The organism is Actinobaculum suis (genome assembly GCF_900618115.1).
Lineage (GTDB): Bacteria > Actinomycetota > Actinomycetes > Actinomycetales > Actinomycetaceae > Actinobaculum > Actinobaculum suis.
Window position 1 is genome coordinate 1,261,327 of sequence record NZ_UYIO01000001.1, and the last position, 25,470, is coordinate 1,286,796.

The 25,470-nt window shown below is 58.3% G+C and carries 20 protein-coding genes and 1 riboswitch; of the genes, 17 read left to right on the plus strand and 3 right to left on the minus strand.

The genetic code is table 11. The features are described from left to right. Positions 1-86 precede the first annotated feature (86 nt). On the minus strand, positions 87-470 hold the full coding sequence (locus tag H8274_RS05195) for an RNA-binding S4 domain-containing protein (RefSeq protein WP_049619177.1): 384 nt from the start codon (positions 468-470) through the stop codon (positions 87-89). Between the two features lie 443 nt (positions 471-913). Here H8274_RS05195 and mihF point away from each other — a divergent pair, with 443 nt between their 5' ends. The 11 genes from mihF to H8274_RS05250 all read left to right on the plus strand — a co-directional run bounded on the left by mihF (position 914) and on the right by H8274_RS05250 (position 13,209). Continuing rightward, positions 914-1,225 (plus strand): integration host factor, actinobacterial type, encoded by a 312-nt coding sequence (gene mihF, locus H8274_RS05200; protein ID WP_049619176.1) that lies wholly within the window; start codon positions 914-916, stop codon positions 1,223-1,225. Between the two features lie 125 nt (positions 1,226-1,350). Continuing rightward, on the plus strand, positions 1,351-1,917 hold the full coding sequence (gmk, locus tag H8274_RS05205) for a guanylate kinase (protein WP_065415320.1): 567 nt from the start codon (positions 1,351-1,353) through the stop codon (positions 1,915-1,917). Between the two features lie 61 nt (positions 1,918-1,978). After that, positions 1,979-2,410 carry a DNA-directed RNA polymerase subunit omega gene (gene rpoZ / locus H8274_RS05210; RefSeq protein WP_185934018.1) on the plus strand — a complete coding sequence of 144 codons (432 nt, stop codon included), beginning with the start codon at positions 1,979-1,981 and terminating at the stop codon, positions 2,408-2,410. Beyond that, positions 2,407-3,762 carry a bifunctional phosphopantothenoylcysteine decarboxylase/phosphopantothenate synthase gene (locus H8274_RS05215; RefSeq protein WP_185934019.1) on the plus strand — a complete coding sequence of 452 codons (1,356 nt, stop codon included), beginning with the start codon at positions 2,407-2,409 and terminating at the stop codon, positions 3,760-3,762. The genes rpoZ and H8274_RS05215 overlap by 4 nt, the downstream gene beginning before the upstream one ends. A 242-nt stretch (positions 3,763-4,004) precedes the next feature. Next, positions 4,005-5,198, plus strand: coding sequence for a methionine adenosyltransferase (metK, locus tag H8274_RS05220; protein WP_049619173.1), 1,194 nt, complete (start codon positions 4,005-4,007; stop codon positions 5,196-5,198). A gap of 205 nt (positions 5,199-5,403) precedes the next feature. Continuing rightward, complete coding sequence (locus tag H8274_RS05225; RefSeq protein ID WP_185934020.1) at positions 5,404-7,698, plus strand: primosomal protein N' family DNA-binding protein; 2,295 nt, start codon at positions 5,404-5,406, stop codon at positions 7,696-7,698. 55 nt (positions 7,699-7,753) lie between these two features. After that, positions 7,754-8,812, plus strand: a complete 1,059-nt coding sequence (gene fmt / locus H8274_RS05230; protein WP_185934021.1) for a methionyl-tRNA formyltransferase — start codon at positions 7,754-7,756, stop codon at positions 8,810-8,812. Then, on the plus strand, positions 8,793-10,208 hold the full coding sequence (locus tag H8274_RS05235) for a transcription antitermination factor NusB (RefSeq protein ID WP_185934022.1): 1,416 nt from the start codon (positions 8,793-8,795) through the stop codon (positions 10,206-10,208). The genes fmt and H8274_RS05235 overlap by 20 nt, the downstream gene beginning before the upstream one ends. A gap of 46 nt (positions 10,209-10,254) precedes the next feature. Beyond that, a complete protein-coding gene (gene rpe / locus H8274_RS05240) occupies positions 10,255-10,953 on the plus strand; it encodes a ribulose-phosphate 3-epimerase (protein WP_074662169.1) in 699 nt (232 codons plus the stop codon). A 151-nt stretch (positions 10,954-11,104) separates the two neighbouring features. Continuing rightward, a riboswitch (FMN riboswitch) is annotated at positions 11,105-11,223 on the plus strand. 121 nt (positions 11,224-11,344) lie between these two features. After that, complete coding sequence (locus tag H8274_RS05245; RefSeq protein WP_185934023.1) at positions 11,345-12,172, plus strand: ABC transporter permease; 828 nt, start codon at positions 11,345-11,347, stop codon at positions 12,170-12,172. Next, positions 12,172-13,209: an ABC transporter substrate-binding protein gene (locus H8274_RS05250; protein WP_185934024.1), complete on the plus strand. Its 1,038-nt coding sequence runs from the start codon at positions 12,172-12,174 to the stop codon at positions 13,207-13,209. The genes H8274_RS05245 and H8274_RS05250 overlap by 1 nt, the downstream gene beginning before the upstream one ends. A 240-nt stretch (positions 13,210-13,449) precedes the next feature. On the opposite strand, the gene H8274_RS05255 is transcribed toward H8274_RS05250, so the two are convergent. Further along, positions 13,450-14,052 carry a GNAT family N-acetyltransferase gene (locus tag H8274_RS05255; RefSeq protein ID WP_221884771.1) on the minus strand — a complete coding sequence of 201 codons (603 nt, stop codon included), beginning with the start codon at positions 14,050-14,052 and terminating at the stop codon, positions 13,450-13,452. Positions 14,053-14,289: 237 nt separating this feature from the next. Here H8274_RS05255 and H8274_RS05260 point away from each other — a divergent pair, with 237 nt between their 5' ends. Further along, entirely contained in the window at positions 14,290-15,246 is a 957-nt protein-coding gene (locus H8274_RS05260) for a nucleoside hydrolase (protein WP_065415313.1), read from the plus strand. Between the two features lie 293 nt (positions 15,247-15,539). Then, entirely contained in the window at positions 15,540-16,994 is a 1,455-nt protein-coding gene (locus H8274_RS05265; protein ID WP_065415312.1) for an MFS transporter, read from the plus strand. A 55-nt stretch (positions 16,995-17,049) separates the two neighbouring features. Here the strand turns inward: H8274_RS05265 and H8274_RS05270 are convergent, their stop codons facing one another. Beyond that, positions 17,050-18,192, minus strand: coding sequence for a DUF3866 family protein (locus tag H8274_RS05270; RefSeq protein WP_185934455.1), 1,143 nt, complete (start codon positions 18,190-18,192; stop codon positions 17,050-17,052). Positions 18,193-18,283: 91 nt separating this feature from the next. Between H8274_RS05270 and H8274_RS05275 the strand changes: the two genes are divergently transcribed. From H8274_RS05275 to lnt, 4 genes are all read left to right on the plus strand, one after another. Then, a complete protein-coding gene (locus H8274_RS05275; RefSeq protein ID WP_185934025.1) occupies positions 18,284-19,417 on the plus strand; it encodes a helix-turn-helix transcriptional regulator in 1,134 nt (377 codons plus the stop codon). Further along, positions 19,410-20,690, plus strand: a complete 1,281-nt coding sequence (locus H8274_RS05280) for a WCX domain-containing protein (protein ID WP_185934026.1) — start codon at positions 19,410-19,412, stop codon at positions 20,688-20,690. Before H8274_RS05275 ends, H8274_RS05280 begins: the two co-directional genes overlap by 8 nt. Next, complete coding sequence (locus H8274_RS05285) at positions 20,653-23,481, plus strand: DEAD/DEAH box helicase (protein ID WP_244924532.1); 2,829 nt, start codon at positions 20,653-20,655, stop codon at positions 23,479-23,481. Before H8274_RS05280 ends, H8274_RS05285 begins: the two co-directional genes overlap by 38 nt. A gap of 254 nt (positions 23,482-23,735) precedes the next feature. Then, positions 23,736-25,469, plus strand: a complete 1,734-nt coding sequence (lnt, locus tag H8274_RS05290) for an apolipoprotein N-acyltransferase (protein WP_185934027.1) — start codon at positions 23,736-23,738, stop codon at positions 25,467-25,469. Position 25,470 lies beyond the last annotated feature (1 nt).

The window sequence follows — 25,470 nt, forward strand, 5'->3', positions numbered from 1 at the left end:
TAACCCTGCCGCAGGGTGGAGCCGGCGGCAGCGGGCAGGGTGGAGCCGGCGGCAGCGGGCCGGGGGCCCGCAGACTTTTCGCCCAGCTAGTTCCGGCGGCGGCCAAAGTTAGCATCTCGGCCGAAGAGGCGATCGAGTTCGCGCCGTTCTTTCTTGGTGGGCCGGCCGGTACCAGGATCCCGCCGAGCAATGGGAAGCAAGGGCCGGGGCCGAGCCGGGGTGAGGTCTTCATAGTTTTCCCGGGCCAAGGGTGCAGAGACGCGTTTCTTGAGCAAACCGGTAACGCGCAATACTCGATCAAATCCTTCTACGCGGTAGCGCACCGTATCGCCCACCCGCACTTTCGAGGCGGGTTTGGCCGGTTCGTCATTTATACGTACATGGCCGGCCTTGCATTCTGCCGTCGCTAAAGAACGCGTTTTGCACTGCCGCACGCTCCACAGCCACACATCAACCCTTACGCTGTCCATGGCGCCAGCTTAGCGAGTCTGCGATGAAACCTGGGGAGGGCCAGGGCAGAGCGTGAACACGACCAGAACAAAAACTGCGTTGGTTTAGGGGGCAAATGATTGTGAGCGGTGGTAAATAACAAGCCCTGAAATGTGTATCGCGTAGAATAACGGATCTATATTTCCTTAAGTGACTTTAGCGGGTGGATGTGTGACACGCCCAACGAGTTGGAACATTTTGCATCGCTTTTCGCACATTTGTAAATCAGCAACGGTAATGGTGCAGGTAGACCGTAAAAAATACTTCATTCAGTAATAAGCTTTTTCTGACGAGAGAAATGTAAGGCGACTTAATCATCTACAAACGGCGTAAATTCGGGGTATTCTGGCTGTTGTAACGGTCAAAGGAGGCACATTGTAGTGCAGAACCGGCGGAGAGAAAGAAATCAAGAAAAGGAGCCGAGGTGGGTCTTCCAAATCTGAGCGATGAAGAGCGCGATGAGGCGCTGGCAAAGGCTGCACGGATTCGTCGGGACCGAGCACAGCTAAAGAAAGACGTCAAAGAGGGCACTGTTAAGGTTTCCGAGGTAATTGCTCGGGCCAAAACGGATCCGGTGGCGGGACGGTTGCGGGTGCGCGCGTTGCTCATGTCTATCCCCGGTATTGGGGAATCGAAGGCGCAAGCGATCATGGAGCAGGTGTCAATTGCGGAAACGCGCCGGGTAGCCGGTCTTGGAAAGAAGCAAGCGGCCGCGCTTATTGAACGCTTCGGTTAGTGCGCGTAACTCGGGAAAATATCGCCGGTTGGGGGAGGAGGATCCAACCGGCGTTTTTTTCGGCGTCGTAAACCGAGCAGGTAAAGCAAGGTTAAACGCAACCGAAATTGTGGCAACATGGGCTTATGGAGGAAGAGCACGCAAAGATTTTTGTGATTGCCGGGCCTTCGGGCGTGGGCAAGGGGACGATTGTGAAAGCGATGGCAGCACGATCCCCGAAAATTTGGGTTTCTATTTCGGCCACCACGCGCGCGCCGCGGCCGCACGAAGTAGACGGCGAGTCGTATTTTTTCGTGACCGATCAGGAATTTGACCGCATGGTCGCCACCGGGCAAATGCTCGAATGGGCCGTGGTGCACGGCAACGCCAAGTACGGTACACCGCGGGCACCAATCGAGGAGGCACTGCGGGCGGGGAAGGTGCCGGTGTTGGAAATCGACGTCGCCGGTGCGCGGCAAGTCCGCACCTCAGCTCCGGAAGCCGTGCAGATTTTTATTGCCCCGCCATCATGGGAGGAACTAGAGCGGCGTTTGCGCGGCCGGGGCACGGAAACTGAAACACAAATTGCCCGGCGCCTGCAAACCGCGCAGAGTGAATTAGCGGCCGAACCGGAATTTGACATTGTGGTTGTTAATGACACCGTGGCTCGCGCCACCGGCCAGATCCTTCAAATTATGGGCCTGGAGGGTTAGAATGGACGGCTGGAGCTAACAGTTAGCGAGCTAGCTAGCTGGCTATGACGAAGGGAAGTTAATGTTCGGAACTGTTCCGGAACCAGAAGGTATCACACGGCCGCCAATCGATGATTTGCTCGCCAAGATCCCCTCGAAGTACGCGCTGTGCGTTGTCTCTTCGCAGCGGGCTCAGCAGATTAATACCTACCGCCAAGAAATGGCGCGCGGGGACGCGAATATTACAAGCTACGGTGCCCTCGTGGCGGCCGATCCGGAAGAAAAGCCGCTTTCCATCGCCTTGCGCGAGCTCGTAGACGGCAAGCTGGATTGGACGATTGATGGCCACGGGCCGCAAGATATCGTCCCGGAAGCAGAACTTGCTGCCGGTGGGGCAGCGGTCGCGGACGCAAGTGAAGCGGCTAACGCACCGGCGCCAACTGATGCCGCTGCGGAAGCGGAAACGGCCGCTACCGAAGCGGACGCCCCCGAGGTTGCTGACGAAGCGCAATGAGTGAAAAGCGGGCTGCCGCTACGCAGACACGGCCACGGGTAGTAGTGGGCGTGACCGCCGGGATCGCTGCTTATAAAACGGCGATCCTGGTGCGTCTGCTGATCAAGAAAAATCTGGATGTAACGGTTATCCCCACTTCTGCTTCCTTAGAAATGGTTGGTAAAACCACTTGGGAAGCACTGACGGGGAAACCGGTGTACACGCAGACGCCGGAAGATGCCCCGCATGTGACGCATGTGCGGCTGGGGACAGAAGCTGATCTGGTAGTCGTTGCTCCGGCTACCGCGAACACTCTTGCCAAAATGCGGGCCGGCATGGCAGACAATCTGCTTACCAATACTTTGTTGGTAGCCGAATGCCCAATTCTTATGGTGCCTGCCATGCATACCCAAATGTGGGAAAACCCGGCCACAGTGGAAAACGTGCAGATATTGCGCGCCCGCGGAGTAGAAGTAATGGAACCGGCCGCGGGCCGGCTCACCGGCAAAGATTCCGGCAAAGGGCGGATGCCAGAACCGGAAGAAATCGCGGCCCGTGCCTTCGCTATCCTCGGCATTACAGATAACGCTGCGCACGGTGAAGAACGCGGTGAAGAAAACGTTGAAGAAACTGCGCGAGCAGAAACTAGCGCGGAGGAAGCCAGCGCGAATGGTGGGAGCTTTGCGGCGGCTTTGCGCGGCCGGCAGATTGTTATTTCGGCTGGTGGCACCCGAGAAGCTATTGATCCAGTGCGTTTTATTGGCAATCGGTCCTCGGGACGTTTCGGAGTGGAAATTGCCCGTGCGGCCCAAGCAGCCGGTGCACATGTCACCCTGGTTGCCGCCAATATTGATGGGCAAATCTTGAATACACTCGAGCACACGGATATCGAACTAGTTCGAGTGGAATCTGCCCAAGAATTGCAGACGGCCATGCTTGAAACCGCGGCCAGTGCGGACGTGATCGTAATGTCAGCCGCCGTCGCCGATTACCGGCCTGCCAATCGCACCGCTACTAAGCAGAAAAAAGATGGTACCGGGCGCAAAACTATTGAACTGGTAGAAAACCCGGATATTTTAGCCGAACTAACGCACACGCGCCGCCGCGAAGGGCAAATCATTATCGGTTTTGCCGCGGAAACCGGGGATGCTGAAGCCAGTGTGCTCGAATACGGACGGGCGAAAGCCGCACGAAAAGGCGCCGATCTCATGGTGATTAATGAGGTCGGCACTGAACGCGGCTTTGGTGAGGTCGAAACGGCTATCACTATCATTGACCGGGCCGGAACCATCATGGCGGAAGGTCAAGGAAGCAAGACACAGATGGCACACAAGATTATTGACACTATCGCGGGTCTATCAAATACCCGGTAGAATGAGAATTCAGTCAGGCACAGGATCTGGGCGCCGCGCACTGGATGCCACTTGGTTGGATGCCACAGAGCAGGAAAGCACAGGGCAGGAAAGCACAGGGCAGGAAAGCACAGGATAAGAAAGCGCTGGGCTGGAAAACACTGGGTAATAAAACCAAGAAAACACAGTGTTAAGAGGTTTCCGGGTGGGGCCCGCGAGAGGGCTAGAAGTTACCCGCAAAGAAAAGCTACAAGGAGCTAATAATGGTGTATCTGCAACCATTCACGTCCGAATCGGTGACGGAAGGCCACCCGGATAAAGTGTGTGACATTATTTCCGATACGATCCTGGACGCCATGCTGGAACAAGACCCGGATTCGCATGTGGCCGTGGAGACCATGGTCACCACCGGATTGGTGCATGTGGCTGGGGAAGTTACCACAAAGTCCTATGTGGAAATCCCGCACATCGTACGCGAACAAATATCGAATATTGGTTACACGTCTTCCGCCGTCGGCTTTGATGGTGCTTCCTGCGGGGTAACCACCTCGATTGGGCAGCAATCCCCAGATATTGCCGCGAGCGTGGCCAAATCTCTGGAATCGCGGGAAATGACTGATGTGGAACGCTATTCGCGGCAAGGTGCCGGCGATCAAGGCATGATGTTTGGCTATGCCACCAATGAGACGAAAACGCTCATGCCCGCCCCGATTCAGCTCGCCCACCGATTAGCCGAACAGCTCGCGAAGGTGCGCAAAACCGGTGCGGTACCTTTCCTGCGCCCGGACGGCAAAACCCAGGTAACTATTGGGTATGACGGCAATAAACCCGTGCAGCTCCAAACCGTGGTGATTTCCACGCAACATGATGAGAGTGCGCAACTGGACTGGTTGGCGCAAACCCTGGAAAACCACGTTCTGGATACCGTGCTGGAAAGTGAAGGCTTGGATCTGGATACTTCCGAGATGAAGGTCCTTGTTAACCCTTCGGGAAGGTTTGTGGTGGGAGGCCCGATGGGCGACGCCGGACTTACCGGCCGGAAAATCATCGTGGATACCTACGGGGGCTTTGCACGGCACGGAGGTGGGGCCTTCTCCGGTAAAGATGCTTCGAAAGTAGACCGCTCCGGGGCTTATGCGGCGCGCTGGGTGGCCAAAAACGTGGTGGCAGCCGGTTTGGCGAGCCGCTGCGAAATCCAGGTGGCCTACGCGATTGGCCGGGCACACCCGGTATCCTTGCGGGTTGACACCCAAGGTACTGAAACCCAGCCGGTAGACCGGATCCGCAATGCGGTAGCAAAAGTTTTCGACCTGCGCCCGGCCGCCATTATCGACACTTTGGGCTTGAAGCGGCCCATCTTCGCCAAGACCGCCGCTTATGGGCATTTTGGCCGGGAACTGCCAGAGTTTACTTGGGAGAAGACCGACCGGGTAGAAGAGCTTCTGCGCGCGCTATAAAACTCGCGGGCCAGAAAGTCTCCGGAATGTGGGCTGCGAAGCCACTTGGAAAAGCGGAAGCCACTAGGAAAAGCGGAAGCCACTTGGAAAAGCGGGCTCGAAAAGCGTGCCAGAAAAGCACTCCGGAATGTGGATTGGCAGGGCGTTCTGGAAACATGAAGCCGGATGTAACAACTGTGTCGGAGGGGCGCGATAGCCTGTAGGCATGGAGGAGATTGCAGGATTCGGGGAGATTCCCGATTTTGGTGAGCAGGGAAGCCTGCTTGATATTTCGCGCTTGGCGGCGCGGATAAAATCCAGTGTGCCCGATCCGGTGGCCCATGTACGGCCACTGGTCACCCATCCGCAGCTCGACCATGTTTTTGACTACCTGGTGCCGCAAAAATTTGCCGCGCAGGCCCAAGTGGGATGCCGGGTGGTTGTTGATATCGGTTCGCGGCGCGTCAACGGGTTTATTGTGGCGCGGGACGCCGATTCGCGTGCCGGTACCGATCTCAAAGAAATACGCCGCGTAGTTTCTGCCGTGCCCGTGCTGACCCCGGAAATATACGAACTAGCTCGCGAAGTAGCAGACCGGTGGGCCTGTAGCGTGGCCGAAGTATTACGCTTGGCCATCCCCGAACGGCATGCCCGGGCCGAAAAAGAATTCTTCGCCGCAGATACTCCGCTAGCAGAACCAGGGCTGCGGTTGGAGCCGCAAACCTGGGAGAACTATGCCGGGGGAGTTGCTTTTGCTACCTGCTTGGCGGAAGGCAAATCGCCGCACGCTATTGTGGCCACCCTTCCCGGGGAGGCAGGCGGGCGGAACCTCCTCGCCGAAGCTGTTGCTAGTACCCGGCAGTCGGGGCGCGGCGTGCTCGTAGTGGTACCAAACACCCGCCTGGCCCGAAGTTTGGCTCGATACCTCGAAAAAACCTTGGGCGAAAAAATCGCGTTCGCCGCGGCGGAAGACCCACACGAAACGCGGTATCGGAATTTCTTGGGCGCGCTCGCGGGCCGGGCGGGGATCGTCGTCGGTTCGCGCGCCGCTACCTGGTGGCCCGTAAAAAAACTGGGGCTAGCGGTAGTCATTGACGATGCCGCCACTTCCTTGCGCGAACCCCGTGCCCCCTATGCGGAAGCAAGCGAGGTGCTCCGGTTGCGCGCCCGCCTGGAAGAAGCCGCATTTTTGGCTTACGGACCATATGTTTCCGAGCGTTCTGCGCAGGCCATTCGGGAAGGAGCGCTCCTGCTGGAAGGCGAAACTCGCGCCAAAAAACAGATCTTGCCGCAAGTTAGCGCCGCAGAACAATGGAATACGGATGATTCCTTCCGTATCCCGAGCCCGGCTTTCCAGCTTGTACGCCAAGCACTCCCGCGCGGGCCGGTGCTTTTCACGGTGCCGCGCTCCGGTTACATTCCGGAAGTGGCGTGCGGGAACTGCTGGGAACCGGCACGCTGCGCCGAATGCGGAGGCAAACTGGCCATTCCAAGCAAAGGTGAAAGGCCCCACTGTACCCGGTGTGGCACCCGTATCAACCAATGGCGATGCGCACAGTGCGGGTACGGCCACCTGCGGGCCATGAAAATTGGTTCCTACCGTACCGCAGAAGAAATTGGGCGGGCCTTTCCCGGCGTCGGCATGATTCTTTCCGGGGCCGGACTCCCCGAAGGCATTATTCCGGAAGTGGACGGTAAATCTCGGATCGTGGTAGCCACGCCGGGTGCCGAACCACGCGCGGCAGGTGGATATGCAGCGGCAGTGGTTCTCGATTCGCGCTACTTGCTCGGAGAAGGGCTCGACGCCGATACCCGGTTCATCCGGGCCATCGCGCGGGTTATTTCACGGGTGCGCAGTGCCGAAGCCGGCGGAAAAGTAATGCTGGCCGGGCGCGCCGAACTGCAACTAGTCTCCGCACTGGCACGCTGGGCCCACGGAGAAAGAGCCGAAATCTCCCTGGCCGAACGCAGCCAACTCAAACTACCCCCGGCCTGGCGCTGGTTGGCAGTAACCGGCCGGCGTCGTGATATTAGAAACTTCCTGGGGATACTTCGCGCCGCTCTGCGCAGCCACCCGCTCCCAAACCCGCAAATCACGGGCGCCACGGCCACAACCGCGGGTGGCACAGCCGCGGGCACCACAAACCCGGGCGCTACGCAAATAAACCCGGACACCACGGCCGCAACCGCGAGCATTACGCAAACAAACGCAAGCGGCTCGAGCAGCGACCCGAGCGCATTGTCCAGCGACGCCAGTGCTACAACCAGCGAGGCAAGTGCTACAACCAGCGACGCTAGTACCTCTCCTTCGCTGTTGGTAGGCGGAGTGCATCATTTGGTGCCCGGCGTAGAAATACTGGGCCCGGTACCGGCCCGGCAGCCCGAGGAAATGACGGTCTATCTACGCACCGAATTGGCCAGTGCCCGGCACGTTATGGCACAGGCACGGCGTAGCTATGGTTCTTATGCTGGTGGATCTTCGGGAATGCCCTTGCGGTTAGAAGTCGATCCTCCGATGTAGGCCGCAGGGTGCAAGCACCAGAAAAATAGGGACCAGAAATCGCTAGAATGAGCAGGTGCGAATACTTTTTGCTGGAACTCCTCAAACTGCGGTGCCTTCTTTGCACCGGCTGATAGAAGACGGATTTGAAATTGCTGCCGTGCTCACGCGGGCCCCGGCACCGGTGGGCCGCAAGCGCGTGCTTACTCCCTCAGCTGTGCATGAAGCCGCGGCAGAGCTCGGCATCCCGGTACTTACCCCTAAATCTTTGCGTACCCCAGAAATACAGGCACAGATTTCGGAATTGGCACCGCAAGCGGTGGCGGTGGTGGCCTACGGACTCATAATTCCCGAATCTTTACTCGAGGTTCCTACGCACGGCTGGGTCAACCTGCATTTTTCGCTCCTGCCGCGGTGGCGCGGGGCCGCACCGGTCAACTACGCAATCGCCGCCGGAGACACAAAAACCGGTTTGAGTATTTTCCAGATTGAAAAAGGTTTGGACACCGGGCCGATATTCGCACAGGAAGAAACACCCATCGGTGCGCAAGAAACCGCGGGAGAACTCCTAGCACGGCTCGCCCACAGCGGGGCCACACTACTTTCGCGCACCCTACAAGACATATTGGCCGGCACCGCCCATGCCACACCGCAAACTGGTACCCCCACCCTGGCACCACAATTCCGCAGTGCGTGGGCACAAATTAACTGGGAGACCAGTGCCGCCGAAATTGCGGCACGGATTCGCGCGGCCACCCCAGCACCGGGCGCCTGGACGTTACTAGAAGGGCAACGCGTCAAAATCGCACCCGTAGAAGTAGCATCCTCGCTTTCTGAATCTTCGGCGTCAGCTGGCTCTACGCAAACCCCCGCCACGGGTTCAGAATCGCAAACCCCCGCCCTTGCACCCGGAGAAATCGGGGAAGATGGATACGTAGGAACGGCCACCGAACCAGTGCGGCTCACCCGGCTTGCCCCGGCCGGTAAATCACACATGGACGCCCGGGACTGGTTGCGCGGCGCCCGGCTCGCACCCGGCACGCGTTTCACTTCACCCACTACAGACGCCGCAAACAGCACAACCAGCAAAGCAACCAAGAGGAAGGACAGCATTAGTGAGCAGAGAGCGCAATAAAGGTTGGGTTCCGGGCCGTAAACGGAGCGACCGGGCCCGCCTGGTCGCATTCCAAACCATTCGCGAAGTAAATGCCGAGGGCGCTTACGCGAACCTCGTACTACCCGCAGCTATTAGCCGGGCCCGGCTCAATAAGCTCGATGCTTCCTTCGCGACCAACCTCACCTACGGTACTTTGCGGCTATCCGGCCGTTACGATGCGATTATTGCGCGCTGTTCCCAGGATCGGGCGCTCAACGAAATCGATGCGCCAGTACTCGATCTATTGCGCCTGGGATGCCACCAGCTCGTCGAACTGAAAACGCCGCCGCACGCGGCAATCAACGAGACCGTAACCTTGGCCCGCAACGAGCTGGGCCAGGGGACCGGCGGTTTTGTGAACGCGATCTTGCGCCGGGTTTCGGAGCGTGGCAACTGGGAAGAAATCTTACGTAATTCCAGCGCCAACGAAGAACAGTTCTTATCCACCTGGTATTCCCACCCGCGCTGGATCGTACAAGAATTTGCGGCCGCCTTGCACGCTCGCAACCGCGCCGAGGCGCTGGAAGCCGTACTCGCCGCCAATAACGAAGCCGCGAAAGTCGCTTTGCGGGCCCGCGATATAAGCGTGGCGGCTTTGCGCGAAAGAATTGAACGCGCCGGGATGGAATGGAGCGAACCCAATCTCGTGGAAGCGGCAACCCTGTTGGAACATGGTGATCCGGGCCGGCTGTGGCCGGTACAAGATGGCCAGGCAGGCGTGCAAGATGAAGGCTCGCAACTGATTTGCGAAGTTTTCGCGAACCTAAAGATCGATCCGGGAACAGACGAGAAGTGGCTGGATATGTGCGCCGGACCGGGCGGAAAAACCGCGACCCTAGCGTCTTTTGCCGCCCAGCGCGGCGTACGGGTTTTTGCGAATGAACCCCACCCGCACCGGCTCGATCTTGTTGCTGACGCCGTGCGGCCCTTTGCCGATATTGTGGCGCTGCGCGAAGGGGATGGCCGCGAAATCGGCGCCCAAGAGCCGAATAGTTATGATCGCGTACTGGTGGATGCACCCTGTAGCGGGTTGGGTTCTTTGCGACGCCGGCCGGAAGCCCGCTGGCGTAAATCCCCGGCAGACGTAACCGATTTGGTGCAACTGCAAGGCGAACTTCTCGATTCTGCCTATCAGGCTGTACGCCCGGGCGGAATCTTGCTGTACACCACCTGTTCGCCAGTGCTCGCCGAAACCAAAGAAGTAGTGGAAGCATTCCTGGCGCGTACTGCCGGTGCGGAGCTGGGAGACTGTACTCTCGAAGCAAACCGGCGCGCCAAATTCCCGGTCGCCGCCAAAGGCCGCACAGTGCAACTCTGGCCAGATTTACACCAGGCGGATGCCATGTATATGGCCCGTATCCTCAAAACCGAATAACAGCCAAACCAAGCAACTACAAAGCTACAAACGAACGGAAAGCACAATGAGTGTTCAGATTTCACCTTCGATCCTCAACTGCGATTTTGGGCATCTGGCCCGCGAACTCAGCCAGATTGATAACGCCGATTTCGTGCATTTCGACGTGATGGATAACCACTTCGTTCCCAACCTTTCTTTCGGTGTGCCGCTCCTGGAAAAAGTGGTGGAAAATACGAAGGTGCCGGTAGATGCGCATCTAATGATTGAAGATCCGGATCAGTGGGCACCGCAATATGTGGAAGCCGGTGCCGCATCGGTTACCTTCCATGCGGAAGCTTGTAAAGCCCCGCTGCGGCTCGCGCGGGAGATTCGCGCCCAAGGAGCCCGCGCCGGTCTCGCTTTACGCCCGGCTACCGATATCACGCCCTATATCGATATTTTGGATGAGTTCGACATGATTCTCATCATGACGGTTGAACCCGGGTTTGGCGGCCAAAAATTCATTTCCCAAATGATGCCGAAAGTGCGGCGCACCCGGGAAGCAATTGACCGCGCCGGGCTCGACGTGTGGGTGCAAGTAGACGGCGGTATTTCCCGGGCCACTATCGAGGAAGCGGCCCGTGCCGGGGCCAATAATTTCGTGGCCGGCTCCGCGGTATTCAAAGCCGCAGACGCCCACGCCGAAGTAGAAGCACTCCGCCAGTTGGCTACCAAAGCGTGCGCGGAATACCCGGCAAAACCGGGCCATACGCCGCCTTGCTAAAACCTCGGCTGGCTAGGTACCTTGCGGTGTTGCTCGCGGTCTTCCGCGTGGTACCTGGCTACGCGCCTAACCATGCTGCTACCAGCGCGCACATCCATGCCGTGGTATCGCGCACCCGGAAAACATGTATACTGGCACCCGTCAATTAGATAAGGTGCTCCGGGGTCAGTGCAAGTCTGAACCGGCGGTGATAGTCCGCGACCCGCGCAAGCGGTTGACGAGGTGAAAATCCTCGACCGACGGTAATAGTCCGGATGGGAGGCGCACCGGCTCGCGATTTTTAGATACCGAACTTGGCCGGCCGGCCAGGGGAGTGGGAAACTGGTTCGCGAGCCTTTGCCATACCCTTGCAAATGCGATACCTCGAGGCGTGAGTGAAAGGCCATCGGCTGTGCGAAAGGGTAACTGGCTTCCCGCGCTCGTCTTAGGTGTATGCCTGCTCGGATTGTGGTGGGCGGCTACCTATTTTGCTTGGGTCAATCCTGCCTTTTTGCCCAGTCCCGGCGCGGTATTGCAAAGAACCGTGCGCGGCCTAGTAGAAAACGATCCCACCGGGGCAGGGGCCGGTATCCGGCCCGGCTATTTAGCCACGGCGCTCGGCCAAACCTTGGCAGAAGCGCTGGCCGGGTGCTTCTTCGGTGCCTTAATCGGTATTCCCGTGGGCGTGATTATTGCCAAAACCAAGGTTATTAGCGCCGCGATCCAACCCTATTTAGCGGCATCGCAAGCAATACCTGCGGTGGCGATAGCCCCCATGCTTGTAGTGTGGATCGGTTACGGTTTCACTTCCGTGGTGGTTTTGTGCGTAATCATGGTTGTTTTCCCGATTATTATCTCCACCTCCGTTGGTATGGCGGGTATCGATAGTGATGTTGTGGGAGCGGCCCGGCTCGACGGCGCACACGGGCTTACGCTCTTATGGCATATCGAACTGCCTTTGGCTTTCCCCTCGATTGTGGGTGGCCTAAAAACAGGTTTCACGCTCTCAATCACCGGCGCCGTCGTCGGGGAAATGATTATTGGCGGAAACGGTTTAGGCACAGAACTAACTCGCGCACAAGGTGCCGCTGATATTCGCGGCATGTTTGCCGTGGTGATCGTAATGGCAGTTGCGGCAATGGCAATTTATGGCTCCCTTTACGTCCTGGAGCGCCGTGCTGCGCTGGCTACCGGAATTTCGGAGCCGCGGGCACGCAAAGGTCACAGAAAGGGACGGTAATGAAAAAACGGCTCATGGCACTGGTTACTGCCGCCGCGCTTTTCCTGGGTGCGTGTGGAAACACTTCCGGGAGCAGTAACGCGGAAGCGGCGAAAGGCGGGCAGGGAAACACTGCTAGCGCCGGGCAGGCCGCGCCGGCGGGGGAGAAGATCACGATCGGTCTCACCTATGTGCCTGATGTCCAGTTCGCTCCGCTCTACGTAGCAGAAGAGAAAGGCTATTTTGCAGAGCAGGGTCTGAATATTGAGTTGCGCCATCACGGTGCCCAGGAAGGGTTGCTTACTGCTTTGCAGGGCGGGAGTGAAGACGTCGTCTTCGCGGGCGCCGACGAAATGTTGGAGGGTCGGTCGAACGGGACCGACGTCGTCAACTGGGCCACGATGTACCAGCAATACCCGGTAGTTCTCATCGTGCCGGAAGATTCGCCGATTCACTCGCCAGCAGATCTGGCCGGCCGGTCCGTAGGGCTACCTGGCCCCTACGGCTCAAACTACTACGCCTTGCAAGCAATGCTGCAAGCCTATGGCCTTACCGATAAAGTCGATGTGCAATACATTGGCTACACTCAACAGTCGGCTTTGAGTACCGGAAAAGTTGATGCGGTAGTTGGTTTCCTAAACTCGGACGTACCTGCAATTACCCGGCAAGGCCAGCCGGTGCGAGAGATACAAATGATGGAAGGCGGGTTGCCGCTGGTAAGCGTTGGTTTTGGTTCTTTAGCGCCCACGCTAGAAAAGCACGAAGCGGAATTCCGCAAGATTCTGAGTGCTTTGGATAAGGCCGTCAGTTTCGCGGCTGAAAATCCGGACGAAACTCTCGACATTACCGCAAAGGAAGTTCCCGCCCTGACCGAACCAGAAAACCGCGAAGCCGCACGCGAAGTTTTGCAACGCACTTTGCAGCTGTATACCGGTTCGCGCACATTCGGTTCCCAAGATGAAGCAAAATGGCAGGCCATGGTGGAGTTTATGAACACCTATGTGCTCAGCCAACCGGTAGCTGCCGACGGCGCTTACCGAGAACTAGTGCAGGACTAAGACCTTTAAAGTGCGGCCCAGAAACGGTTCCGCGGCAAACCGTGCGGGCCGTAAACCCATAAACCCGTAAAGCTAAAAACCGGGAACCTGAGAACCAGGCAAGCGGGAAACCGGGCAAGCGGGAAACCGGGCCGGCGTAGCATCAAAACTGGCGCTACGGCCGGCCCGGTTTATTGCTATTACTGGAACCTTGTAGCCCTCCTGTTTTCGCAATGGTGGCAAAGATTGCTTAGAGATTGCCTAGAGTTGCAGTTCGAAGGCAATATCACCGCGTTCGAAGGGGAACTTTTCCTTATCTACCGGGATTTCTTGGAATCCGAATTTGCGATAAATATGAATTGCGGCCGCGCATTTCCGGTTTGAAACATTTATTACGCGGTCAACTCCGCGGTCCCGGGCGTAATCTAGGCATGCCTGCAAACACGCCGAACCGGCGCCTCTGCCGGAAGCCATACCGCGGGCCGCAAACTTCATGATTTCCCAATCGTCATCGGCCATGGGCGCGATCATGCAGCAAGCCAAAACTGTACCGGGTTTTTCCGCGGTGCCCGTGCCCGTGGCGGCGGCGTGCACGGTAGGAACCTCGTTCGCGGGAGCGGGAGCAGCTTCGTTTGCGGAAGCGGGAGCGGGAGCAGCTTCGTTTGCGGGAGCGGGAGCAGCGTCGAGGGCAAAGAAAATCTGGCCGCCCTGATCTAGAAGGTTTTCGAAATTCTCCAGGTCCACGTAATCTTGCGGTTCCATCGTGAACATTTCCGTGATCCACGCTTTGTTCAGCTCCTGGAAGTCCTTCTTATAGCGCGGATGGTAGGGCACTACGGTGATGCCATTTGAATTATTTGGCAATGCACTTTCCTCTCGCGATTATCCCGGAGGTTTACCTGCCTGCAGGATTACCTCCCTTTCCTTTGTCTTATATATCAGTTCCACCTGCGCGAAAGTGGTTTCCGTCCAGTAGATGCCAAGTTAACCCGCTAAAGAAGCAGCCAGCAGCCGGGTAGCAGACGCAGCCCTAAAGCGGAATGTGGTGTGTAATACTAGACTTCGTAAAGACGGGGTTCGAACTCGAAATAGGGGCATTCGATGAAGAATATTATTCTGGACCTGGACACCGGTATTGACGATACGCTCGCGCTTGCGTACATCTTGGGATCGCCCGATGCGAACCTGCTCGGCGTCACCGCAACCTACGGAAATGTGCTGCTAGAGCAAAGCGTGAAGAATACTTTAGACGTATTGGCGCTGTTTGGGCGGGCAGACATTCCGGTTTATGCCGGGCAGAGCCATCCTTTGGAAAGTGCTTCCTTTACGGTTCCGGAAAGTTCTGGACGGTATCACGGTGCGAACGGGCTTGGGGGAGCACACGTACCCGTAACCGCCACGCGGCAGGTAGAAGAAACTTCGGCCGTGGATTTCATTATCGAATCGGTTCGGGCAGATACTGACGGGTCGCTCGTTTATGTACCTACCGGGCCTTCCACTAATCTTGCTTTGGCCTTTGCGAAAGCTCCCGATATTATCCCGAAAATCAAAGTGGTAATGATGGGAGGTTCGCTTACTTTGCAGGGCAATACCGGGCCTTTTGCGGAAGCAAATATGGCTCAAGATCCGGAAGCGAGCGCCCAGGTTTTCGATAGCGGTGCCGATATCACCATGGTTGGCCTAGATGTAACCACGCGAGCTCGGATGGGAAGAGAACATTTGGCGGCCCTGCGCGAACTCGGCACTCCCGCGGGTAATTTTTTGGCAGAAATGACCGAGTTTTATATCAACGTCACCGAAAGTGACGATCCGGGCGGTTTGGAAGGCTGCAATCTGCACGACCCGCTCGCCGCCGCGGTTGCCCTGGACGAAGATGTGGTGTGGTGCTTCCCGATTAACGTGCTTTGCGAAACTGAAGGTCCGAGCCGCGGCCGGACCATTGGCGATCCGGGGCGCGCAGGCCAACCGTCCACCACGCGAGTGGCTCTGGACGTCGATGAACGTTACTTCGTCAGGCACTTTATGCAACGCCTGCTTGCTTTGGCTGCCGCGCACTAGGCAGGTTATGTGCCGCGCACTAGGCGGGTTATGTACCGCGCACTAGGCGGGTTATGTACCGCGCACAAGCCGGGCGTGCCGCCAGGCCCGGCTAGGCCGGCTGGTGCACGCGACCGGCCTAGCCGCTGCGAGCCCCCAATAGCTCGGGCGCGGAGGATCTACGTGTAAAAACCAATACCAGCGCAAAAACCAACACCAGCGCAAAAACCAACACCAGCGTAAAAACCAACACCAGCGTAAAAACCAATTCCCCAAAAGAACTACGTCTTTCCCGTTCGTGAGAAGGAAAAAATATGGTTATGGAAACGGGCGCCGCGGCGTCAAACTCAGTTCCTGAACGCCCACATGCTCCCAGCGAGTTAGAGATTAACCGCCGCAAAACCCGGCGTGCTTTGCCGGCTTTGCTCACGGTTTTTACCCTGGGCAGCCTACTTATTCAAGCTTTTAATTTGGTCTTCCAAAATATTGGGGACTCTCTGAGCATGGCCCAAAGCGCTTCCTTGATTTCCACTTTGCCGGGCATTGTGCTCGGAATCGTGTGCATGTTGTACGGCACTTTGTGCGATTTTGTATCCCCGAAACGCATGACGATGTTTGGCATGGGCGCGCTCATTTTAGGTAGCCTGCTGGGCTTTTTCGGCGCCAGTAGTTTCTGGATGGTGCTCATTGGCCGCATGATCCAGGTAGCCGGCGCCCAGGTTTCCGGTTCCGTGTTTGTGGTGATGTCGGTAAAGTTCCTACCCGCGCGGGAAAAGGCTGTTTACCTGGGGATTTACAATGCCATCTACTATTTGGCGGCCGCGATCGGGGTGTTTGCGGGCGGCTTTATTACTTCCTTCCACTGGAAATATTTGTTCCTGGTCCCGCTCATCGCCGTCGCCTTCCTTCCGACGCTCATCCGCAACACGCCAGACGTTGCGGGAATGGGCGAAAAGATTGACGTTGCCGGCATTACCCTGTTCGCAATTTTCGCCGGCCTAATCGCGATCTTCTTCTCCTTCCAAAATCCGTGGCTGCTCCTTGCCACCGCAATTTGCGGGGTACTTTTGGGGATTTGGATTGCCAAGGCGCCACATCCCTTTATTGGGAAAGATTTCTTGCGCAACAAAGCTTTTATGGCGGTGCTGCTGTTACAGTTCGTGTTCTTCTTCTTCAATTTTGCGGCCGTACCTATCTACAACGTAATTGGGGAGAACCTGTACGGGCTTGCCCTGCGGCAAATCTCGATTTATTTGACGGTGGTGTACGTGGTGGCCACGGTGATCGGAATAATTTCCGGACCTTTGGTGAACATTTTTGGCCGCTACCGTACCCTGCTGCTTTCCGCGCTGTGCATGGTAGTTGGTTTTGCGGGTTCGGCGGTGCTGATTGGCCGCGGTTTCGTGGTTCTCACCGTGCTGGCCTGCGTGTTTATTGCGGGAGTCACGGCCTGCTACACGCCTATTTACGACGCCGCTTCAGATGCCCTACCAGTCAGTGAGAATGGGCGGGGCATTGGTATTTTGGACCTGATGCTCAACATTTCTTCCTCGCTGGGCTTGGCGGTGTATTCGGCGCTGATCAGCTCTGATGCTTTCCAGGCCGGCGGGATCTTCGGGGTAGAACCGGGCGCGGAAGCTGCCACGTCCAATATGTTCTGGTTCATGGCAGCTGTCAGTTTGCTGGCTGTGGTCCTGGTGGTCGTTTTCCGCAAGTACGTAACCGTGCAGCGCCCGGGAACGACGCCGGAGCCAGTTGCCACCGCATGAAACCCGGTACCACCGCATAACGCCCGGCCGGCAGGTTTGCGGCCCGTTTTGCCGCCTATCTATCTGTCTGTCTATCTATCTCTAACAGTTCGGCGGCAACCTGCCCGGCCGCGCCGGCGGCCAAGAAATTTAGGGGATCTTCGTGTAGACCGCGGCCCATAGTCCGCAAAGGTACCGGGTAAATTTCTAGCGGGCCGAGGAGTTTTGCTACCGGCACGTCTACTCTTTGCAGGCGCGGATGGGCGAAGAGGAGCCCTAAACGTTCCCGGGCTAGTTCCCGGGCGCGCGGGCCAACCAGCTGGCATAGTTCACTATCGTCTAGTTGCGGCACCGGGCAGAGGGCCGGGGTGAGCGCTATCCGCGTGAGCGTAGTCAAAGTGTGGTGGGAAACGCCCAGGTGGCGTTCGCGCGGATCGGCGCTAGACATGCGCAACAGGCCAATTGCTTGCCCGCCCAGTGCGTTTACGGCGTTGATTGCTTCGCCGGCGCTGGTGCCCGAAAAACCCCACCGGGTATCGGTCCCCAAATTTCCCGGACCTTGCGAGACTATGGCAACGTCTGCCTGCCACACCCATTTTGCGGCCAAAAGCCCGGTGTAAATATTGACGGCTTCCAGATCTCCACCGAAAGCTTGCCCGCACGAAATCGTGCCTAAAATCTGGCCGTTTTCCTGCAGCCTTGCGGCGGTTTGGGAAAACCAAGCGGGAAGGGCGCCGCCGTCGTCCATCACGTAAGCAATACGCGCAGTGGGCCGCGCCGCCCGCAAAGTGGCTACGGCGGCCGGTAGCGCAGAATGCAAATCAGCCACGATTACCGGCATTCCCTCTAGCGAATCGGCGTCCCGTAACAGTTCGTGGTAGGGAGATTCTTGTTCGTCGACGCCGAGCGTCAAATACTGCATGGGCGTATAGCGGGCCTTCACAATATGGCCGGGTGAATTGGGTGGATCGGCCGGGAGCCGGTCCGGGATGGCACAAATAAACATGTACCCGCCGGTGCCCAGCTCGCGTTCATAAGCTGAAACCTGTAAGAGCACGCGGTCTCCAGGTTCGGGCTCGCCCACGAGGGGCAGATAGGCTAATGCCCGCCCGCGGGCGGCGTCTTCCGTAGCGGGCGGCGCGGTAAGTGCCACCTCGTATTCGGCGCACTGCGACCACGTGCCTCGTAACCGTAAAACCGTACCTTCACGCCACTTCATCACGGGCTAACTCTATGTGATTGGGAGCGGGCCCTTCCACCGCGTGCGGCGGCGCGGCACAATCGGGAACGTATGGCCTAAGCTGGGCGGTATGAGTCGAGGCCAGCGTGAGGCGGGGGAGCGCCAGTTAGCGCTCCTGGAGTCTATTTCCGCGCATCCTGGGATTACCCGCGCGCAGCTTTTGGAAAAAATACCTGCCTATCGGTCCCGGCCGGCTGGGGAAAGCCGGCAACGCATGTTTGAGCGTGACGTGGAAACCTTGCGGAATAGCGGGTATGCGGTGATCGTGGAGGATGATCGTTACGAACTTTCGCGTACGACGCCGGTGGTTGCCGATGTGGGAGTGCTCGGTGCCGGTATTATTCGGGCGTTGATTTCTGCCCTGCCTGGCCACGATGTGCGAGCCGGTGCGGCCCGCACCGGCCTTACCAAAATGCTTTCCGAGGCGCAGGAGACTACGCCCACCGCGCCAGCCCGTGCGGGCCAGGCGCCAGGTGCGGGTACGGCAGCGGGTTGGTTCACGCAGGCGAGTATTCCTAGTGGAGATGAAGTGTTGAGTTTGGCGCGCGCTTTGCAAACCGAACGGCGCGTGAGTTTTGAATATGAACGCGCGCCTGGCCAATATCGCAGTTACGAGTTCGAACCGTGGAGTATTGAGGAACACTATGACGCTTTCTATGTTTCTGGGGTGGCGCGCTATGCGGATCGGGAAGCGGCAGATAAACCGGGGCCGCAGTCCCGTAAGTTTCAGTCGCGTACTTTCCGCGTGGATCGGATTGTGACGGGAAGTGTGCGGGTGATAGGCCCAGCCGTACATCGGCGCGCTCAGGTAGATAGCGCGCTTTCCACGGGCACAAAAGTAGAATTAGCGATCCGGCGCGGTTGTGCCGCGCCGCTTGCCGCCCGCGGCACCTACCTGCGGCAATTCTCAGCAGCCGCGCCAGATACGGCACCTCAAACTGCTTCCGGGCACGGATTTGAAATGGGCGCTGGTACGGCAGAGGCGCAAATCTGGGAAGTTTATGAATACGCGGCTTTGCCGCGCAATAGTCTATTTGAGGACCTAATTTTTTACGGGCCGGATGTGCAGATTCTGCACCCCCAAGAGGTACGGCAAGAATGGGAGGCGCGGCTCGCTCACGTAGCGCAAGTCTGTGCGGCCAGCGCTAAGGGCAGCGCTGCAGGCAGAAATGGTTTTGCGGGTGAGGAGGCAGAAAGTGAGTAAACCGCGCCGCACCCCGCGAATCAATAATTTGGTGCTCATGACGTCCATGCTCACTTATTTGGGTTCGCACGGGCCTGCTACTTTGGCAGAACTGGGGCAACGCTTCGGGATTTCTTGGAAGCGGGCTTTGAATCTGTTGTGGAAAGCGAATATGGCCGAACCGGTCAATATGATTATTCCTTTCTACCTGGATTTACCCGATCCGCTGGAAAGTTCCGCGGAAGTATCCGCGGAAGTAGAGGAATTTCGGAAAGCGAGTGCGGAGTCGTATGTGTCTTTGCGTGGAGAACCGCAAAGATTGTATTTCGGGTTGGATGAGGCGCTAATTATTGTGGCACTCATTGATTCCTTGCTAGAAATAACGCCGGAAAGTGCGGTGGGTACGGCCCTGCGGGATACCCGGCAGCAAATTACGCAGGCTTTGGCGCAGGCGGGTTTTGCGGACGCTGTTTGGGATGAGCCGCATCTGGTGGCCGCCCCGGAAGTAATTACCGTGCTCAACGAAGCTTTGGCGGATATCGATTCCGAACAGGTGCCCGCAGATCCGAAAAGTGCCTGCGCCGGCGTCGAATTTTCCTATATGACGGCGGCAACGGCTACCGAAGGAGCACGGGCGCGGCGTATTTACGCTATTCCCGCACAGATTGTGGCCGGCGTGAATCCGTTGCTGTGCGCGGCATTTCGTGAACCACAATCGGCAGGGGAAACGCTAGCCGAGGATCGATGCCCGGTAGCCGCAACGCCCGAGGCGGGCGAGTGGCAAGTAGGCTATTTCCGGTTGGACCGAATTGCCCAGCCGCGCTCACGCTCTGCTGCCACGGTGCGTGAGCTGCAAGAAAGTCGAGAAATAGCCCAGTGGGCGCGGGAAAAAGCGGCCCCGCAAGCCGGTGAGGGGTGGGAGCCAGAAGGTCTTGATATTGTCATCACGGTAACGGCGGCAGGCCGGTGGGCTGTACAGGCCTTGGCGGGGGCGCGTGCCACCGCCGCCGGGGAAGGGAAAACCACGATAGCCTTTAGGGCGCGTTCCCTCGCCTGGCTCATGACCTTCCTAGCGCAGGTAGGGGAGGCTTTGGTAGAAATCCAGCCGGCCTGGGTGGCCCGCGAAGTTGCCGCGAGGTTTGCCCGAATGGCGGGAAACGTGCCCGGGCCCGGCGAGCTGGCAAGCCCGGCGCCTCCGGGGCCCGGCGAACTGGCAAGCCCGGCGCCCGCGCCGGATTCTGGAGGTACGTCAGGGTATGGCGACGCACCAAATACACGAAATGAAGAAAGCTGAGGAAAAACCGGTGGCAAATCAATCCTTACTAATCAAGGATTATGTGGAAGGATACGCGGCGCGCGGTATAACCCTCGACGATTTTCAGGTAGAAGCCTGCCAAGCTTTAGCGCGCGGCCGTGACGTTTTGGTGTGTGCACCTACGGGGTCCGGGAAAACCGTGATCGCCCACTGCGCGGTCTATTTGGCACTCGCCGCAGAAAAACGTTGCGTTTACACCGCTCCGATCAAGGCCCTCTCAAACCAGAAATATGCCGAGCTGAAAGAAACGCTGGGCGCAGAACACGTGGGGCTACTCACCGGCGATCAAGCTATCAACCGGGAAGCTCAAATCATTGTGGTAACCACGGAAGTTCTTCGCAATATGCTTTTGCATGCCGATCCGGAAATTGAAGATTTCGGGTACGCCATTTTGGATGAAGTCCACTACTTGGCAGATCCGGACCGCGGCCCGGTATGGGAAGAAACAATTCTTTCCTTGCCGGAGCATATTCGCCTGGCTTCCCTATCTGCCACGATTGCGAATGCGGAAGAATTAGCTTCCTGGATGCGTTCCGTGCGCGGGCCCACAGAACTTATAGTTTCCGAGACTCGGCCCGTGCCGCTCGAACAATATGTTTCCACAGGTACGCGCCTCCTGCCGCTGTACGCCAAAGGTACCGCGCCGCGGCTTGCAGGCGGCACCGCAGCTGCAGATGCTCCTACGGATACTTCTGCGGATGCTTCCACTGGTGATTCTCCAGGTGATTCCACTGGTGAATCCACTGATGCTTCCGCGCCTGCCGCCGCCGCGGAAACGCCCCAGCCTTCCAACGCGCTCGTTAGCTCCTTGGGGCAACGCCGCCGCGCTGGGGAACGTCCGCGCCGGTTGGAAGCACGCGACCGACGGCGCATTATTTCCATGTTGGAAGAACGCGGAATGCTCCCGGCGATTGAGTTTATTTTCTCCCGCAAAGGGTGCGATGCAGCCGTGGAAGCTCTAGTGCGCCGCGATATTACGCTTACGACGCCGCACGAGCAATCCGAAATTCGGGCGGCGGCTCGAGAATTACGGGCAAGCTTGAGCGAATCAGACTTGCAGGCGGTTGGTTTTGACCGGGCCGTGCGCGCTCTGATCCGCGGTTATGGTGCCCACCATGCCGGGGTGTATCCACCTTTGAAAGAGCTCACCGAAAAACTTATGGAACGGGGTTTGCTGCGCATTGTTTATGCCACGGGCACTTTGGCGCTCGGGATTGATATGCCGGTGCGTAGCGTCGTCCTCGAAGAACTTCACCGGTGGAACGGTTCAGAATTTGTGGATTTGACGGCCACCGAATACACCCAGTTGATTGGCCGGGCAGGCCGGCGCGGGAAAGACAAGGTGGGGTACGCCGTCGTCGTCGCTAACGCAGACACCGACCCCTACCATTTAGCAGACCTTGGTTCTGGGAAAGTCGAACCCTTACTTTCCGCTTTCCAAACTTCTTATAACACGGTTGTCAACCTGCTCGCGGACCGTTCTTATGCGGCGGCACGGGATTTGGTGAACCGGTCATTTGCGCAATATCAACGTAATGCGGAGCTGGGCGGTGTGGTGGCCAGAATGGAAAGAATTCGGCGCCGGATCGCGGAAGAAGAAAAGAAACTCCACTGTGACTGCGGGGATCTAGCTGAATATATGCGCTTGCGTTCCCGGTTAGGGCGGGCGCGGAAAGCTGCCCGGCGCAAGGCAAAACGCGAATACCAGGAACGTATCTACGATTCTTTTGAACAGGTACGGCCCGGAATGGTCTACGCCTATTCGCTCCAAACCGAGCTGTTTTATGGAGTGGTTACTTCCTCCGATGGGCTGCGCGCGCGGGTCGTGGACTGGGACGGCAATATGTACTGGCTTTACGCAGAAGATTTGGCTTCTGAAATGCGGCCCATTGAGCCAATTACGATGCCGCACGGCCTTTCCATGCGCGACCCGGTAGCCCGCGACCAAGTAGCCGATACGATTCTCGATATCGTGGCCGAACGGGCCGATCTGGGAATCGACCGCGACCTGTTGCTTTCATGGTCCCGTTACGCTCCGCCGCGGGATGTGCGAGTAGCCCACCATCCGTGTGCTTCTTGCCCGCGTTTGGGTGTACATATGCGGGAAGGTCAGGAACTGCTTTCTTTGCATACCGCACATGAGCAACTCAACCGGATCGCGCAAGGTTATGAAGATTCGGCGGGCCGGGATTTTGATGCAACCGCGCAAGTACTGCTTGAGCTTGGCGTTCTGCAAAGAGATACGGAAGCAGAAAGCACGCCGGGGGAGCAAACCGGCCAGAAAGTACGGCTCGGAATCGGGGCGGAAAGGCTGCGCGAAATCCACGCCGAAGGCGATCTGCTTATCTATTCTTGCCTGCTAGCATTGCCGGAAAAGTGTTTGGATCCGGCGGGAATGGCCGGTTGGGCTTCCATGTTTTTGGGCGACGACAGGCTCGGCCTCTACCCGCCACGTACTCGCGAACTGTTTGATTTGGCACGGGGTGCGCGGCGGGAAGCCGACCATTTACGGGCGGTAGAAGAACGCCACGGGATTTCCCGCACCCCGGATATTACGCCCGGCTGCGCGGATGCTTTTGCAGCTTGGGCTGGGGGAGCGAGCCTGCAAACCTGTTTGGATATGTCCCGGCTGCCGGTCGGTGATTTTGTGGGCGCGGCGCGCCGGCTTATCGACCTGCTCGGCCAGCTCATGATTGCCGGGAAAGATACCTGGGTGGCGGATATTGCGCACCGTGCGCGCGAGGCCGTACGCCGCCGCGAGCTCATGTAGCCCCGCCAGGAGGATCCTTCTTGAATCGCAAGTCCGGCACCAGAAACAACCGCGCCCGGCAAGGCGCGCGGAAACAATCGGCACGCCAGAAATCGGCACGCCAAAAGGCAGCACGCCAAAAACCGGCGCCTCAGAAACCAACACATCAAAAACCGGCGCCTCAGAAACCAACACGCCAAAAACCGGCGCCCCCGAAGCCTGCCGCAAATAGCACGCATAGTGCCCACCGCGCGGGCCGGGGAGGTTTTTCTGGTTTGGCACGTTTCTTGGCACGCTTGGCCGGTGCGATCGGGGCTGGCTTGTTGCTATATGCAAGTTTCGCGCCGCTTGCTTGGGGGCCGGCCGTCATCTTCGGTATTGCGCTGCTTGCCGGGGTAGTGGCGGGCCGGAGTCTGCCCGCTGCCTGGGGCTGGGGTTATGTGGCCGGCCTGGCCTTCTTTTTACCGCTGCTTTCCTGGACGGCTATCTCTACCGGGGAACGCCTACCGCATATTGCCTTAGCCGCTGCCGAAGCCTTATTCATTGCCCCAGCAGCCCTGGGCTGGCGAATGCTGGAAGGCGCCCTACGCGCATCGCGCGCTACCAACCGCAACCCCAATCACAACACCAACCGCAAGGTATTCAATCGCCGGCCAGCTAACCGCAAAGCTTCTAACCGCCAAGATTCCAACCGCCAAGCATCGAAGCACAATGTTGCCGGCAACAATCCCGCGCCCCAGCAAGAGGGAATTCTCGCGGAAATAAAACCCGCGGTAGTTTTCGCGGCTGGTGGGGCGATCCTCTGGGTGGCCTGGGAACAATTGCGCGGGCAGTGGCCTTTTGGTGGCCTCCCGTGGGGCACGCTCGCTTTTTCACAAACCCAAACCCCGCTGTTGCGGCTCGCTCATATTGGTTCCACCCCGCTCGTTAGTTTCGCGGTGGTTTGTAGCGGGCTTTTCCTGTACTGGGCGGCGCGCTGCCTGCGCCGCGGGCGCGGGCTTGGGGGAGTACTGGCTATTCTTTCCAGCCTCGCGATTTTCGTGGCCCCAATCGCGGTGCCGGTTAGTAGCGCCGCATCAGAAAACTTGCGGATTGGCTTCGCCCAAGGGGAAGTGGCACCAGCTTCGCAGCCGCTAGACGGGCGCGAACGGGCTCTGCGAGTAACCCAAAACCTGGCCCGCGCCACCGCAAACAGCATAGATCCGGGCAGTATAGACCTGATGCTATGGCCCGAATCTGCCTCCGATCTCGACGCCCGGCAAGACGCAGAAGCCCGGGCCATTGTTACTGCGGCCGGCACCCGGCTCGGCGTACCACTACTTTTCGGCACCCAAGAGTATTGGGACGATCCGGCTGCCACGGACGGTTTTTCCGTGCGCCGGCGCACGAATGACTATGTGGTATGGACGCCGGAGGCAGGCGTGAGCACCAGTTACAGCAAACAACACCCGGTACCTTTTGGCGAATATATCCCTTACCGAGATTTTTTCCGCAAGTTTTCCGCTGCGGTAGACCTGGTGGGTACCGATATGGTTCCCGGGCAAACCCCAGCCTATGTAGACGTGCCGGTAGCTGGCCGCACGGTACGGATCGCCACCCCGATTTGTTTCGAGGTAGCGTACGGAGAAATTTCTGCGGCCGCAGTGCGGGACGGTGCACAACTACTGGTGGTGCCTACCAATAATGCGTCATTTGGGAATTCTGCCGAATCGCGGCAACAATTTGAAATGACGGCTTTCCGCGCGGTGGAGCTGGGCCGCACCGCTATCCAGGTTTCTACCGTCGGGGTCTCCGGCGTCGTCGAACCCGATGGGGTAGTACACCACACCACCGATACGTGGACCGAAGAAGCCCAGCAGGCCACGGTAGGCCTGCGCACCCACGTAACGTTCGCGGCGCGTTTTAGCGTGTGGATTCGCGCCGGAGTATACCTGCTAGGGGGCGTGATATTCGTTGTAGCATGGGGGAGATACCGCCACGGGCGCGCCCGCCCCAGCTCGCAACAGTAGC

Bases quoted from the DNA above. Each gene is read 5' to 3' on its own strand.
- H8274_RS05195 (WP_049619177.1), bottom strand. From the start codon at position 470: ATGGACAGCGTAAGGGTTGATGTGTGGCTGTGGAGCGTGCGGCAGTGC.
- gmk (WP_065415320.1), top strand. From the start codon at position 1,351: ATGGAGGAAGAGCACGCAAAGATTTTTGTGATTGCCGGGCCTTCGGGC.
- rpoZ (WP_185934018.1), top strand. From the start codon at position 1,979: ATGTTCGGAACTGTTCCGGAACCAGAAGGTATCACACGGCCGCCAATC.
- H8274_RS05215 (WP_185934019.1), top strand. From the start codon at position 2,407: ATGAGTGAAAAGCGGGCTGCCGCTACGCAGACACGGCCACGGGTAGTA.
- metK (WP_049619173.1), top strand. From the start codon at position 4,005: ATGGTGTATCTGCAACCATTCACGTCCGAATCGGTGACGGAAGGCCAC.
- H8274_RS05225 (WP_185934020.1), top strand. From the start codon at position 5,404: ATGGAGGAGATTGCAGGATTCGGGGAGATTCCCGATTTTGGTGAGCAG.
- rpe (WP_074662169.1), top strand. From the start codon at position 10,255: ATGAGTGTTCAGATTTCACCTTCGATCCTCAACTGCGATTTTGGGCAT.
- H8274_RS05250 (WP_185934024.1), top strand. From the start codon at position 12,172: ATGAAAAAACGGCTCATGGCACTGGTTACTGCCGCCGCGCTTTTCCTG.
- H8274_RS05260 (WP_065415313.1), top strand. From the start codon at position 14,290: ATGAAGAATATTATTCTGGACCTGGACACCGGTATTGACGATACGCTC.
- H8274_RS05265 (WP_065415312.1), top strand. From the start codon at position 15,540: ATGGTTATGGAAACGGGCGCCGCGGCGTCAAACTCAGTTCCTGAACGC.
- H8274_RS05270 (WP_185934455.1), bottom strand. From the start codon at position 18,192: ATGAAGTGGCGTGAAGGTACGGTTTTACGGTTACGAGGCACGTGGTCG.
- H8274_RS05275 (WP_185934025.1), top strand. From the start codon at position 18,284: ATGAGTCGAGGCCAGCGTGAGGCGGGGGAGCGCCAGTTAGCGCTCCTG.
- H8274_RS05285 (WP_244924532.1), top strand. From the start codon at position 20,653: ATGGCGACGCACCAAATACACGAAATGAAGAAAGCTGAGGAAAAACCG.